At 38.9% G+C, this 13462-nt stretch carries 12 protein-coding genes; 4 read left to right on the top strand and 8 right to left on the bottom strand.

Annotation, left to right across the window (positions count from 1 at the left end):
- The first annotated feature begins 455 nt into the window (after positions 1 to 455).
- From HMPREF3116_RS00705 to HMPREF3116_RS00720, 4 genes are read left to right on the top strand one after another with little or no spacing between them, the layout of a single operon-like run.
- Positions 456 to 833, top strand: a complete 378-nt coding sequence (locus tag HMPREF3116_RS00705; protein WP_070466927.1) for a GntR family transcriptional regulator — start codon at positions 456 to 458, stop codon at positions 831 to 833.
- Positions 830 to 1516, top strand: coding sequence for an ATP-binding cassette domain-containing protein (locus HMPREF3116_RS00710; RefSeq protein ID WP_070466928.1), 687 nt, complete (start codon positions 830 to 832; stop codon positions 1514 to 1516). The genes HMPREF3116_RS00705 and HMPREF3116_RS00710 overlap by 4 nt, the downstream gene beginning before the upstream one ends.
- Positions 1516 to 2331, top strand: coding sequence for a hypothetical protein (locus HMPREF3116_RS00715; protein WP_070466930.1), 816 nt, complete (start codon positions 1516 to 1518; stop codon positions 2329 to 2331). Before HMPREF3116_RS00710 ends, HMPREF3116_RS00715 begins: the two co-directional genes overlap by 1 nt.
- A 16-nt stretch (positions 2332 to 2347) precedes the next feature.
- Entirely contained in the window at positions 2348 to 3535 is a 1188-nt protein-coding gene (locus HMPREF3116_RS00720) for a hypothetical protein (RefSeq protein WP_070466932.1), read from the top strand.
- 63 nt (positions 3536 to 3598) lie between these two features.
- On the opposite strand, the gene HMPREF3116_RS00725 is transcribed toward HMPREF3116_RS00720, so the two are convergent.
- The 8 genes from HMPREF3116_RS00725 to nagA all read right to left on the bottom strand — a co-directional run bounded on the left by HMPREF3116_RS00725 (position 3599) and on the right by nagA (position 13411).
- On the bottom strand, positions 3599 to 4546 hold the full coding sequence (locus tag HMPREF3116_RS00725) for an ABC transporter ATP-binding protein (RefSeq protein WP_070466933.1): 948 nt from the start codon (positions 4544 to 4546) through the stop codon (positions 3599 to 3601).
- An 11-nt stretch (positions 4547 to 4557) separates the two neighbouring features.
- Complete coding sequence (locus HMPREF3116_RS00730; protein ID WP_070466935.1) at positions 4558 to 5739, bottom strand: ABC transporter ATP-binding protein; 1182 nt, start codon at positions 5737 to 5739, stop codon at positions 4558 to 4560.
- An 18-nt stretch (positions 5740 to 5757) separates the two neighbouring features.
- The gene (locus HMPREF3116_RS00735; protein ID WP_070466937.1) at positions 5758 to 7377 is read right to left on the bottom strand and encodes an ABC transporter substrate-binding protein; all 1620 of its coding nucleotides are present in this window, start codon (positions 7375 to 7377) and stop codon (positions 5758 to 5760) included.
- Positions 7378 to 7398: 21 nt separating this feature from the next.
- Positions 7399 to 8343, bottom strand: a complete 945-nt coding sequence (locus tag HMPREF3116_RS00740; protein ID WP_070466939.1) for an ABC transporter permease — start codon at positions 8341 to 8343, stop codon at positions 7399 to 7401.
- Positions 8344 to 8438: 95 nt separating this feature from the next.
- Complete coding sequence (locus HMPREF3116_RS00745) at positions 8439 to 9389, bottom strand: ABC transporter permease (RefSeq protein WP_070466941.1); 951 nt, start codon at positions 9387 to 9389, stop codon at positions 8439 to 8441.
- Complete coding sequence (locus HMPREF3116_RS00750; protein WP_070466943.1) at positions 9382 to 10668, bottom strand: M20 metallopeptidase family protein; 1287 nt, start codon at positions 10666 to 10668, stop codon at positions 9382 to 9384. Before HMPREF3116_RS00750 ends, HMPREF3116_RS00745 begins: the two co-directional genes overlap by 8 nt.
- Positions 10640 to 11866, bottom strand: a complete 1227-nt coding sequence (locus tag HMPREF3116_RS00755) for a M20 metallopeptidase family protein (RefSeq protein WP_070466945.1) — start codon at positions 11864 to 11866, stop codon at positions 10640 to 10642. The genes HMPREF3116_RS00750 and HMPREF3116_RS00755 overlap by 29 nt, the downstream gene beginning before the upstream one ends.
- 387 nt (positions 11867 to 12253) lie before the next feature.
- Positions 12254 to 13411 carry an N-acetylglucosamine-6-phosphate deacetylase gene (nagA, locus tag HMPREF3116_RS00760; RefSeq protein ID WP_070466947.1) on the bottom strand — a complete coding sequence of 386 codons (1158 nt, stop codon included), beginning with the start codon at positions 13409 to 13411 and terminating at the stop codon, positions 12254 to 12256.
- Between the last annotated feature and the right edge of the window lie 51 nt (positions 13412 to 13462).

A 13462-nucleotide genomic window follows, 5' to 3' on the forward strand; every position in this document is an offset into this window, starting at 1 on the left:
TACCGTCATTATACTTTTTGAAGTAAACGTTTACAACGTGATTTTAAAGCTATTCTATTATTTTTTATATGGATAGCATTACTGCAACATAACATTGCGTTTATTGAACATTATTTCTATTTTAGCAAAAAACATTGTGCTTCTTAAATGGCGATATGATTGGCTCATGTCCTCTTTTTCACGTATTTCCAAATTTTTATATATAAAGTCGAAAGTTTACATAAAAACAATTTATGTATTTTTTATTCCTCGCTATTTATTATATAAGCAATTGAGTAGCGAATATTCTTGTACACCTGTCAAACATTTCAACTTTTATCTATGTATAAAATACTTGAAAATATATTCATCCTATTTTATTGACAGTTAAAGTGTATTAACCATATAATACAGATAACAAAGTGTATTATACGGTTAATACACATTTACTTTTATATTTGGAAAGGAGGTTCAACATGGTTGAGTTCGATAAGCAAACACCCATATACATACAATTAGCCGACCATTATAAAAGAGAAATTGTCGCTAATCGTTTAGTGACTGGCGATAAATTACCCTCAAGACGTGATATTGCCAAATCTTTTAAAATCAATCCCAATACCGTCCAACGTGCATTTAAATCTTTAGAGGAAGAAGGGATCATTGTGTCTGAAGCAAATGTACCTAGTAAAGTTACTGAAAACCAAGCCATTATCCAACAATTGAAACAGGAAACTTTAGAACAAGCCATGGCCGTCTTCTACGATACAACGCAGGTTCTAAACATGGATCCTCAAGAAATCGCCAACTATATGACAGCATATTTCCAAAAACGAGGTGAACAAGAAAGATGATTGAAGCAAAAAATATCCATAAATTTTATGGCTCAAATCACATATTGGAAGATATTTCTTTTACCGTTAAACCAGGTGAAATTACCGCACTGATTGGTGAAAATGGTTCAGGAAAAACGAGCTTAATGAATGCATTGATGCAGCTAACGCCTATTGCCAGCGGTCAATTCTTAATTGATGGCAAACCCATTGACTTTAATGATTTTAACCGTATTTCCTACATTCCTGATACGATCATCGTAGTAAAGGACATGACGATTAAACAAGCTTTGACCTTTATGGCAACTTACTATCATTCATACGACCCAGTATTAGCAAAAGACTTAGTCAATTTCTTCAATTTAAATCTGGATGATAAAATCAGTCAACTGTCAAAAGGAAATACCGCAAAAGTGAATCTACTACTTGGTTTATCCTTAAATTCTGACTACTTAATCATGGATGAACCATTTTCAGGAATTGATATTTTTACTAGAGAAGAAATCACGAATGTCTTCACAAGTAAATTGATGGCCGGTCGTGGTGTTTTAATTTCCACTCATGAAATCAATGAAATTGAAACTTTAGTAGACCGAGTATTCATGTTAAAAGACCACCGTATCATTCAAGATTTCTATACAGAAGACTTACGACTCGCTGAAGGTAAGTCGATTACCGATAAAATGTGGGAGGTGTACCGATAATGGCTAAACTACTCAATTTAATTACTGATGAACTAAAACGGGCTAAAATATTCTATTTACTACTTATCGCTTTCGTTCTTATTAGTGAAGGTATTATGGTATTTGTTCATATTCGAGCTAGCTATGCAGTGTCAACCGCTAGTGAAAATATAGATAATATTAGCTTGATTACTAATCTAAATGGGGTATTTGACAACAGCATGGTCTATACCATGATTATCGGTGCCACTGCCTTTGCCTTATTGGGTTACAGTGTCTTCTCTTGGATCCGCGACTGGCACTTTCAAGGAAACTTTATCTATCGACTATTGACCTTACCTGGTAACCGGGCCCCAATTGCATTTGCAAAATTAATCAGTACTTTGATAATGATGGCTGGTATTTTGATACTTCAACTAGGCCTCTTTTATATCGCCAATAGTGCCTTTAGAGTAATGTTTAATGAGCAATATACACAAGTACCGGTCCTCATTCAATTAGCGACAACTATGGAAATAAGTAGCCTGTTATCCCCGCCCTATCCTACACAAACATTCATGATCTATGGTGGTGGATTGTGGTTTCTATTCACCTTGATGAATAGTTTGATTATACTACTTAGTGCCAAAGGCTATACATGGTTTAGAACAGTCGCAACAACGATGATTTATTGGATAGTCTCTCTTGCACTCATTTATTTGCTTGCTTGGTTAACTATTATTTTGCCATTAACCAATATGGAAGCTACAGTGCTAGTCCTTGTATATATCTATGCCATCAATATCATCAATGGTTATATGATGTCTTGGTTGATGAACCATTATGTCAGTGTTTAAGAAAGGAGGCAATCTTATGAAGATAAACAAACGTAACTGGTTGACCTTATTATTTCTAGTGATCATTACTGCAGTGACTTTATGCGTATGGATAGGTGTCGCTAGCTTTAAACCGGTCAAACTGACTACAATGAATACTAAACATACTAGTGAAAGTTCAGGTATTCCTACCCTATATCTCATTGCTGGTGAAAATCAAGCGATGTCCAACTGGATTCCTTTATCAAAAAATAACGGCGAAATCGTTGCTACTAGCTACGCTAGTTACGGCCTACTCAATACAAAAAAACAAGATGAAGTATATCAGCACTTCTCCTTATTTAACCGCCCAAACTTAGATGATTCGCGCTTAATCCTAGAAAATGATCATATCCAATTATGGCAATCAAATACTATATATGGAGACAGTAAAGATCAATTAGACCTAACCCTTATTCATAAAAATGTTGAGGGTGACTGGACTTATACAAATCCTAGTGATTCACTAGATCAAGCTGACCGTTCTTTAAATACACTCCTATCCCTAGCAGAAGATGAGGATACTATTTACCTAATATATGCTTTCTTACAAGACGCTGACCAACCTAATTATTTAAAAGCTTTTGAATTAGATAAAGCAAGTGGTGAAATAAGTACTGGTAATACTATCGACAGCTCACAGTATGAATTATATTCAATTAGTGTTGACGGCTTAAATCGTCAAGCACAGCGTCATATATTTGCAATGGTCAATAGTGACGATGATGAGGAAAATACTGCGCTAACTACTACATATGAAATTGTTGATCCGACTTCAGGCGAAAAACTACAAATGGATACTAGCGCCTTACAGAATCAATCAACTGACCAAACAATTTCTTCTGAAATTAATCCGGTTGTCATTGAGGATGAAATATATGTAGTCAAAAGCGATTATAGTGAAAACGAAGATGACGAAAAACCTATCCAAGTGAAAAGCTACCGCTATGATCCTACTAATAAAAGTTTTCATCAAGTTTGGTCCATGGACATTGAACAGAATCCTAGCTACTATATTGAAAATGGCTACATCTATCACACCATTACAGATGGGAAAAAGGGTCAACTTGATCAAGTTGATATCACCACAGGTAAAATAACTACTATAGAAGAGTACCAGATAGATGAAAATAGCATATACACTTTTGCAAAAGATACTGACATAGAAGCATATCATTACAATTAAAATAGTTGCATCAGAAAAAGGTGGCCTGAAAAAAATTCAGACCACCTTTTTTAATTGACTACTTTATACCAACGCAACAGCTGGTTTAACTTGTGCAGTGTATTTAGCGACTTCACTCGGGTGACAGTATACAAAATGGTCAGGCGTTACTTCTACTAAACTACACTCTGCCCACTCTGTTTCACTGTAAGTCAATCCATCAAAGTGCATACGTTTCCGAACACGTTCTGACTCTGGATCTGCTGTAGGAATAGCCGATAGCAAGGACTTAGTATAATCATGTAATGGATGATTATAGATTTCATCAGCCGTACCGATCTCCACTAATCGTCCTTGACACATAACACCTATTCGGTCAGAAATATATTTCACCATGGATAGGTCATGGGTGATAAAGAGATAGGTTAAATCATTTGTGATTTTTAAGTTTTTTAGTAGATTGACAATTTGTGCTTGAATAGACACATCTAGGGCTGAAATCGCCTCATCAGCGATAATCAATTTGGGTTTAAGGGCTAAAGCTCTAGCAATTCCCACCCGTTGGCATTGACCACCAGAAAACTCACGTGGATACCGATTAGCATAAAGAGGATCTAACCCAACTTGAGCCATTAATTCAGCAACGGCCGCTTCTTGTTCTTGCTTATTACGAACTAAACCATGGACCCGCATTGGGCCACCAATAATTTCGCCAACCGTCATTCGAGGATTTAATGAGGCAAAAGGGTCTTGAAAGATCATTTGGATATCTTTTCTAAAGGCTAACAAGTCACGTCGCCCTTTAACTTGGGCAATATCTTGACCTAAAAAATCAATCTGTCCCTCACTTGGATCTTCTAATTTCATCAATAGCTTTCCTGTAGTTGATTTCCCGGAACCCGATTCCCCTACCAAGCCAAATGTTTCCCCAGCTTTAATAGTAAAGGATACATCATTTACAGCTACCACCTCTTCAGCTCTGCCTTCTTCATATATTTTTTTCACATGATTCACCCGTACTATATCTGTCATAAAATCCCCTCCTAACTTTCATACACAGGTATTGTATCTGCTAACTCATCATATAGATACGGCCCATAAACAGCATCGGTATTTTCAAATGCCGCTAAATCATAGCCAGTAGTTGTACCTAATTGGCTTTCTTTAGCTGAAGTCGCCTGTCGGTCTAAAATATCTTGATAGACTACATAGCGCGCTTGAATATCCAATGGTAACTCAACTTTAGGCGCCCGCTCATCTAATAACCAAGTCGCTGCCTGGTGCGTTTTTGAAACTTGAAAGAGTGGTGGATCTTTTACAAAATCAATATCTAAAGCGTAAGGATTTCGAGGTGCAAATGGATCCCCAGTCGTCAAGTTAGCCATATTCGGTGGATTACCTGGAATAGTATATAGGTTGTCATCTTCTGTAGATAGGGTTGGTGTCGCTTCTAATAATCCCCATGTATAAGGATGTTGTGGATGATAGAAGATTTCATTTGTTGTACCTGTTTCAACAACCCGCCCCGCAGACATTACCGCTACCCGGTCGGCTACATTAGCGACTACACCTAAATCATGCGTAATAAAAATAACTGACATATCAAACGCATCTTTTAATTGATTTATCAACTCTATGATCCGTGCTTGAACAGACACATCAAGTGCTGTAGTAGGTTCGTCAGCAATTAAGATTTTAGGCTTGCAGGCAAGTGCCATCGCAATCATAATTCTTTGACGCATACCTCCTGAAAATTGATGAGGATAATGGTAGGCTTTAGTTTCTGGGTCTTTGATTTCTACTTTCTCCATTAAGTCAATTGCTTGGCGCATGGCAGTATTTTTGTCAACTTTCGTATGTGCCATCACTGCTTCAGCAATCTGCATGCCCACTGTCATAACCGGATTAAGTGAAGTCATAGGGTCTTGGAAAATCATGGCAATTTCAGAACCTCTAATCTTGGTTAAGTCAGCTTTGCTGGCTTTTAATAGATTTCGACCTTCAAAAAGAATTTCGCCACCTTCAACATTGGTTATATGATTAGCTAATAAACCGGTAATGGCTTTAGTGGATACAGATTTCCCTGATCCAGATTCACCAACAATCGCCAGTGTCTCCCCTTTTTTAAGGGTGAATGATACATCACGAAGGGCTGGTACGATACCATTTAGCGTCTTAAAGGAAATTTTGAGGTGGTTGACCTCGAGTATGTTGTCAGTTTGCATTTCAATCAAATCCTTTCTTTAGTTAAAGGTCCATTCTTGAATATCTGTCAGTGAACCAAACCAGAATGGCTGTATACCACCATTTAAGTCCTTAGTTTGGATAGTAAATTGGTAGTCAGAATATAAAGGGACTAAATAAGCTTGTTCTTGGAAACGAGCCTGGATTTCTTGATAGGTGACATAGCGATCTTCAAAATTCGTTTGTGCAGCTCCTTGATTAATCAGTTGCTCTAATTCAGGGTCGTTGATGTTTACTTGATTCGTTCCAGCTGCTGCCCAATATGAACTTTGGTCTGGATCTACATTCAAAGCAAGCCCCATCATCGCTAAGTCATAATCACCAGCTGTTACACTAGCTGCATGCGTGGTAAAATCTGCTGAAGTTTGCACTACATTTAACCCAATGGCCTCTAAATCTTGTTCAATCAAATTAGCTGCATTCATCCGGGTAATATTACCTGTTGGAACCGCTAATTTAATTGTTTGACTGGTATCGAAACCAGATTCTTCTAATAAAGCTTTGGCACGTTCTGGGTCATAAGCAACTGGATCTAAATCAGGATCTTTATAAGCTGATATCGAGGTATAGGTAGTTGGAATAACTTCGCCTTCACCTTGCAGTAGACCATCAACCATCCGGTCACGGTCAATTGCTTTGAGTAATGCCTGTCTAAAAGTAGGTTGATCAAATTTTTCATTGTTGATATACATAAATTGAACAGAAGTACCATAACTAGATGAAACTTCAATATCCTCATTTTGTTCTAAGAATTTAATATCAGAAATTGGTATCAAAGCGATACCTCCTCCTGCAGTCATGTCTAATTCACCAGCCTGTAAGGCAATGACCATACCCGTTGAATCCATAATATGAACAATAACATTTTCAATGGCTGGTTTGCCTTTATGATACCTTTCATTGGCAACCATCTTGATGTATGAACCTGATTCATATTGAACAAATTTGTAAGGACCTGCAAAAACAGTGGGCTTCGTAGCGAATGCTGAAGATCCTAGGTTATAGATATCTTCCTTTTCTACAACATGTTTAGGTGTAATTAAGATCTTAAAACCAATGTTTTCATATACATAGGCCGGATCAGTTGGCGATTTTAAGGTAATGGTCAATGTTTTATCATCAATTACATCCACACCAGAAATATTGTCTGCTCCATCTGCTATTTTTCCTGAATCATCTACTCCCTCAATGGACTTAATATTCGCTGCGCCAGAAGTCTCTACATCCGGATTTGCAATTAAGTTTAAATTGTAAGCTACATCATCGGCTGTAAAAGCTGTACCATCTGACCAGACCACGTCATCTTTTATTGTGACGGTATAAACCAGGTTATCTTCAGTTGTTATCGAAGCAACATTGGGTTCAAATACGCCAGCTTCTGGCTGGTCCAATAAAGATGGATACATAAACCGTTGAACCCATTGACCGGCAACATCCGTTGTATTCAATACATTAAAACCAGAAATGGTATTCGTTGTCCCAATATCCAGTGTATGATCTGCACTAGTTGTTTCCTGCGCTTTAACCTCGTCTATACCCCCAGTACTTTCTGCCGTCGTCCCACAAGCCGATAATAGTAAGGTCATAGCGGTTAGTAGAGTTAATAATTTTACTTTCATTGTCTTGCCCTCCTCTCAATCTTAAATCTCGCCTTCAACTGCACTTCGTAATCCTTCACCGATAAAGTTAATCGATAAAACAGCTAAGAAAACGGCTAGACCAACTGGTACCCACCGCCATGACTGCATAGTCAATACCGATAACGATTGGGCTGCAGTGAGTAAGTTCCCCCATGAAGCAGTTGGCGGTACAACCCCAACCCCTAAGAAAGAAAGGGAGGCTTCTGTAATAATAGAAGTTGAAATACCAAAGGTCATGTTGACTAAAATAGGTGATAAAATATTTGGAACAATTTGCTTAAATACAATGTTGGCTGTTGAATAACCGGAAGCAACAGCTGCTTGAATATAATCTGCTGCTCTAAGCTTCATTACTTCTGCCCGAACTAATCGACAAAGCGGTGCCCAACCAAATAAGCCAATCACAATCGTTACATTCAAAATAGATGGTCCAAGAATTCCTACAACAACTAAGACAACTAAGAAATAAGGAAAGGACATGATCACTTCAGTTACACGCATAATAACAAAATCCCAAACACCACCTAGGAATCCAGCTAATAAACCTAAGCTCGTCCCAATGGTTGCATAAATGAGTACTGATACAATCCCAACAAACATGGACACTTGGCCGCCATATAGCAATCTGGAGAAAACATCACGGCCAATTTCATCAGTCCCCAACCAGTGTGTACTCGTTGGCGCTTGAAGGAAGCCACCTACAATTTCATCCGGATTATACGGGGCAATAACCCCCGCAAATACCGTTCCCGCTAGTAAAATCGTAAAACATATCAAACCAAATACAGCCGCTTTATTGCGGGCAAACCGCTGCCAAATAATCGTCCAATACCCAACTTGTTTCACAGATGTATCAGTCACTTTTACATCATGGGCAATTAAATGCTGGTCCATAAAATCTTGCGGACTGGCATAAGTAGCTTTAAATAAGTGTTCTTCAGCCATCTATTTTCCTCCTATACCCTTTTAAATGCTCTTTTCTGAATAATCTTTATATAAATCCTTCCTGTCTATTCTTTTACCCTTATAGCATAACCAACCTACTCATAACGAATCCGCGGATCAACATAAGCATAAGATATATCTACCAATAAGTTACAAGCCAATACCGCAAAAGCTGAGATTAAGGTGATGGTCATAATGACTGGATAGTCTCTGGCATTAATCGAAGCCATCATTAATGAACCGATTCCTGGCCAACGGAATACTTGTTCCGTTACCACTGCCCCACCAATTAAACGAGGGATATCTGAACCAATAACAGTTAAGATAGGAACCAAGGTGTTTGGTAAAATATGGCGTTTAACCATATTTCCCTCACTCAACCCTTTTGCTACAGCTGTTCGCATATAGTTTTGTTCATTAATACCAATGACTGTTGACCGGACATACCGGGTCATATTGGCACAGTATGAAGCGCCAAGTACTATCGTTGGTAAAACATAATACGAAAGTCCTTGCCAAAACGTCATATCACCTGACAAGTTTTCTCTACCACCAATTGGTAACCAACCCAATTCAACTGAGAAGAAGTAAATAAGTAACATCCCCAAGAAGAAGTTTGGCATAGACACACCAGCAAAAGAGAAAGTTGTGAACATATGGTCAATCCATGTATTTTTGTGGTTAGCTGCATAAATCCCTAACGGAATAGCTACAATATAGGCAACAATCAAGGTACCAAACATTAACTGTAAAGTTGGTGTTAAGGCTTCCCCAATCAACCCTGTTACGGCAGTTCTCGTTCTAAAAGAGAAACCTAAGTCTCCGGTAAATAAATTGCTTAGCCACCGCCAATATTGCACAACAATAGAATCATTTAAACCTAAGTTTTCCCGAATCATTTCAATTTGCTCAGGTGTAGCATCCGGTGATTGATATAAATCGGCGATATCACCCGGCGCCATTTGAAGCATAGCAAAAGCTAAAATAGAGATGATAAATAAAACCGGAATAATCAACAATAAGCGTTTACGTAAGTATTTAATCATGAGGCACCACCTTTAAATATTGACTTAAAATAACAAGAAATAGTGACATGGCATTTAGCATACAAGCTTCATTGGCAACAAATTTTCCGTTATGTAAAGGATAGCTAGCACGACCTTGCTTGTCCTTTTCCAAGAAGTCACAACCAACGGTGAAATAGGCGCCTTTGGTGTCTTCAAGATAGTAGGCAAAGTCTTCGCCATTCATCATGGCACCTGTAGCTGCGGTATTTTCGATTAAATCTGTGAAAATAGCAGAAGAATCAATGGCACTAACTAGGTCAGTCACTATGCTTGTGGTATTTTGAATCGCTGGATAACCTTCGTCATAATCAACGGTAGCTGTCCCACCATGCATGGCCGCTGTCATTTCAGCAATTTGAATCAATTGTTTTCTAATGGTTGCCCGTCCAGTTGGTGAAGATGACCGGACAGTCCCAACAATCGTTGCGGTGTCCGCAATAATATTAGGTGCCCCCATACCCGCTTCAACGCCAGCCACTGTAACCACAAGTGGCTCAATAGGATTGGCGACTCGTGAAACAAGGGTTTGTAAGTTCGTAATCGTTTCAGCAGCGATAACTACGGAATCAATCGTAGTATGTGGTGAAGAAGCGTGTCCGCCCCGACCTTGAATCTTGATTTCAAAAGCATCTGAGGCGGCCGAACCATACGCTAAGGAATAACCTACTACACCAGCTGATTTAGAAGGATCAACGTGGAGACCAAATACCATATCTACATCCTTTAAATAACCCGCTTCGACAATCGCTTTAGCACCACCTGGTTTCTTCTCCTCAGCATGTTGGAAGATAAAGACCACTGTCCCCGCAAATTCGTCACGGTGCGCCTGAATGACTTGAGCAACCCCCAAAAGACTTGCCGTATGGATATCATTACCACAAGCATGCATAACACCAGGGTTTTCAGATTTAAACGGTACATCTGCCTCTTCCATTATCGGTAAAGCATCGATATCCGCCCGTAAGGCAATCGTTGGTCCCGGTTGTGCCCCTTTAATTCGTGCCACAATCCCATAACCACCCCCTACATTTCGTTCGATGTCAAAGATCTTTGCCGATAACAATTCCATATAGATAAAATTAGCCGTCTCTGACTCCTCAAAGGATAATTCTGGATGACGATGGAGATGGCGCCGCACTTGGATAACCTCTGATTCAATTGATGCCGCATATTTTAACCATTTAGCTAAAAGGGCTGCCGTTGCTTGGCTAACTTCATTTTCAATTTGACTAATACTCGTTAAATCCGCTCTCAACATAAGGTCTAACCTCACTTTCAATGACATAATGGTCCACAATAGTTAAAATCGTTTCTAGCCCTAACATCAAACATTTTTCATCAATTTCAAATTTCGGATGATGGTGGGGATAATTCTTTCCATTTGGATGGGCACCCGCTGGAATAAAGTAAAAGAGTCCAGGTATTTTTTGAACGTAATAAGCAAAATCTTCACCGCCCATACTAGCCGGTTTTTCATTCACCTTATCTTGACCAAAACGCGCTTTAAAGATTTCAACAACTGTTCGGGTTTCGTTTGGATGGTTGTAAAGAGCTGGGTAACCATCTATAAAATCAATTTTGACTGTGGCTCCGTGAGCTGTACTAATATCCTCAGATAGCGCGTATAGTTTCTTCTTCGCTAAAGCTCTTAAGTCTGAGCTGTAGGTACGAATCGTACCGTTTAATGTAGCAACATCTGCCATCACATTCGAAACACCATTACCAGAATGAAAGTTGCCAATTGTGACAACACCTGGATCCATAGGGTTCTTATGACGACTCACTATAGATTGTAATTGTTGAATTAAGTAAGCAGCCGTTAAAGTCACATCCACATTATGTTGAGGAGTAGCTGCATGACCACCTTTCCCCTGAACTTCAATCGCAAAGGTATCGGAATTCGCTGTTGTAAAACCTTCATGATAGGATATAGTACCGTCAAAGGTTTGATCGCCTGAAACATGAAGACCAAAAATCTTATCGACATCATCCAATGCGCCGGATGCCATAATGGCTCTAGCACCTCCTGGTTTCACCTCTTCTGCATGTTGAAATAGAAAAACAATCGTACCAGCAATTTCTTCTTTAAGATGAATTAGATATTTTGCTGCAGTTAATAAAATCGTAGTATGTGCATCATGGCCACAGGCATGCATCACCCCGTCAATCTCAGACTTGTATGGTAGGTCTGTTTCTTCCTGAACTTGTAGGGCATCCATATCTGCACGAAAGGCAATGGTTAAACCTGGCTTGCCTCCTTTAAGTCGGGCAATCACTCCCCCACCACCAACTTCAGATGAAATATCGGTATAACCAAAACTTTCTAGTTGTTGCCGAATAAACTTACGGGTTTGATATTCATGAAAGGATATCTCTGGATAACGATGTAAATGCTGAAACGTTTTGCTGGCATACGCTTGATAATTTAAAGCGTGATGGTTAGATTCTTGATTCATCTGCTTCACCTCTTATTTTCCTAGCTACTAACATGACGTTTTATGTTACATTTCATAATACGCAGGGTGACTTATGTAACATTTATTAATTTGTGATTAGATTATAGATTGGAAAATAATTATATTCAAGTATTAAATTATCACCACTTTCTCATCTTATTTCGTTTTTGCGGTCATTTCAAGCTTTTTACCTATCAAAATATTTTACTTACTGATGTAGGATATGGTTCATTTTCCTCACAATTATCACAGGTGATGTTATATAATATAACATGTATAATGGAGTAGACTAGACAAGTAACGGGTTATTTTGCCTTTTTCATATCAAAAAAGCACCAAACTAGTCTGCTCATGTCAACTAGATTGGTGCCATTTTTCTATGCTTATTTAGTTTTGAAATACAGAAACACCATTTAGATAGGTTTCTTTTAAGTTCATATCCGCATCTACCACAATGAAGTCAGCCACACGTCCTGGCGCAATGACACCAACCCGACCATCTAAACCTATAGAGGCAGCGGGCACTTGTGAAGCCATCCGTAAGGCTTGCTCACTATCTACAATACCCCAATCCACCACATTCTTGACTGCTTGATTTAAGGTTAGAACAGATCCTGCTAAATTACCTGACTCAAGACGCGCTTCACCGTCTTTGACAATAACTGGAAATTCACCTAATTGATATTTACCATCGGGCATACCAGCAGCTGACATGGCATCTGTAATAAGAACTGTCTTGTCCCACCCCTTCGCTTTAACAAGCGCCTTGATTGCACCTGGGTGGACATGTTTGCCGTCACAAATGACTTCCGCATAGGTATCATCGGTTGCCATAGCTGCGCCAACCATACCAGGATTGCGGTGGTGTAAACCTGACATCCCATTATAGGTATGAATAAAAATGTTGGCACCGGCATCCACTACAGCCGTCGCTTCTTCATAAGTAGCTGAGGAGTGTGCTAAAGCTACATGAACACCCTCTTTTGTAATAGTTGTTGTGAAATCTTTGGCTGTTTGCCGCTCTGGTGCGAGTGCAATTTTATGAATGAGTCCTTTCGCAGCTGTTTGCCACACTTCAAATTGCGCCAAGTCAGGATCTCCCATATAAGCCGCATTTTGTGCCCCCTTATGCTCTTCTGTAAACCAGGGTCCTTCAAAGAAGATACCTAAGATTTTTGCACCTTCAGCCTCTTTATAGTGGTCACCAATTTTACCAGCAACTGATGTCAATAGGTCTGCTGAAGAAGTTAATGTTGTTGGTAAAAAAGCAGTTACACCTGTTGATAGCAAACCTTTAGACATGGTTTGTACAGCTTGAAAATCATCATCCATGACATCAGCGCCGTGAAAACCATGAATATGCGTATCTACCAAACCAGCTGCAACTGTATAGCCAGTATAATCTTTAATTTCACCTTTTAAAGGCTTTTCTAGTGTTGCATAACCAAACCGACCATCATTAACCTCTAAGTAAGCATTTTCTACAACTTCATCTGCCAAAATAATACGGTCAGCATAGATATAATATTTACCTGTTTCTACCATTACGTTCCACACTTTCTATTTATAAAATTTTTACTGTATCCATTATATTGT

This window comes from Aerococcus sp. HMSC10H05 (assembly GCF_001806975.1).
GTDB classification, from domain to species: Bacteria; Bacillota; Bacilli; order Lactobacillales; family Aerococcaceae; genus Aerococcus; species Aerococcus viridans_B.

Excerpts from the sequence above, each read along its gene's own strand:
- HMPREF3116_RS00710 (WP_070466928.1), top strand. The coding sequence starts at position 830 with ATGATTGAAGCAAAAAATATCCATAAATTTTATGGCTCAAATCACATA.
- HMPREF3116_RS00745 (WP_070466941.1), bottom strand. The coding sequence starts at position 9,389 with ATGATTAAATACTTACGTAAACGCTTATTGTTGATTATTCCGGTTTTA.
- HMPREF3116_RS00735 (WP_070466937.1), bottom strand. The coding sequence starts at position 7,377 with ATGAAAGTAAAATTATTAACTCTACTAACCGCTATGACCTTACTATTA.
- nagA (WP_070466947.1), bottom strand. The coding sequence starts at position 13,411 with ATGGTAGAAACAGGTAAATATTATATCTATGCTGACCGTATTATTTTG.
- HMPREF3116_RS00720 (WP_070466932.1), top strand. The coding sequence starts at position 2,348 with ATGAAGATAAACAAACGTAACTGGTTGACCTTATTATTTCTAGTGATC.
- HMPREF3116_RS00740 (WP_070466939.1), bottom strand. The coding sequence starts at position 8,343 with ATGGCTGAAGAACACTTATTTAAAGCTACTTATGCCAGTCCGCAAGAT.
- HMPREF3116_RS00715 (WP_070466930.1), top strand. The coding sequence starts at position 1,516 with ATGGCTAAACTACTCAATTTAATTACTGATGAACTAAAACGGGCTAAA.
- HMPREF3116_RS00705 (WP_070466927.1), top strand. The coding sequence starts at position 456 with ATGGTTGAGTTCGATAAGCAAACACCCATATACATACAATTAGCCGAC.
- HMPREF3116_RS00730 (WP_070466935.1), bottom strand. The coding sequence starts at position 5,739 with ATGCAAACTGACAACATACTCGAGGTCAACCACCTCAAAATTTCCTTT.
- HMPREF3116_RS00725 (WP_070466933.1), bottom strand. The coding sequence starts at position 4,546 with ATGACAGATATAGTACGGGTGAATCATGTGAAAAAAATATATGAAGAA.
- HMPREF3116_RS00750 (WP_070466943.1), bottom strand. The coding sequence starts at position 10,668 with ATGTTGAGAGCGGATTTAACGAGTATTAGTCAAATTGAAAATGAAGTT.
- HMPREF3116_RS00755 (WP_070466945.1), bottom strand. The coding sequence starts at position 11,866 with ATGAATCAAGAATCTAACCATCACGCTTTAAATTATCAAGCGTATGCC.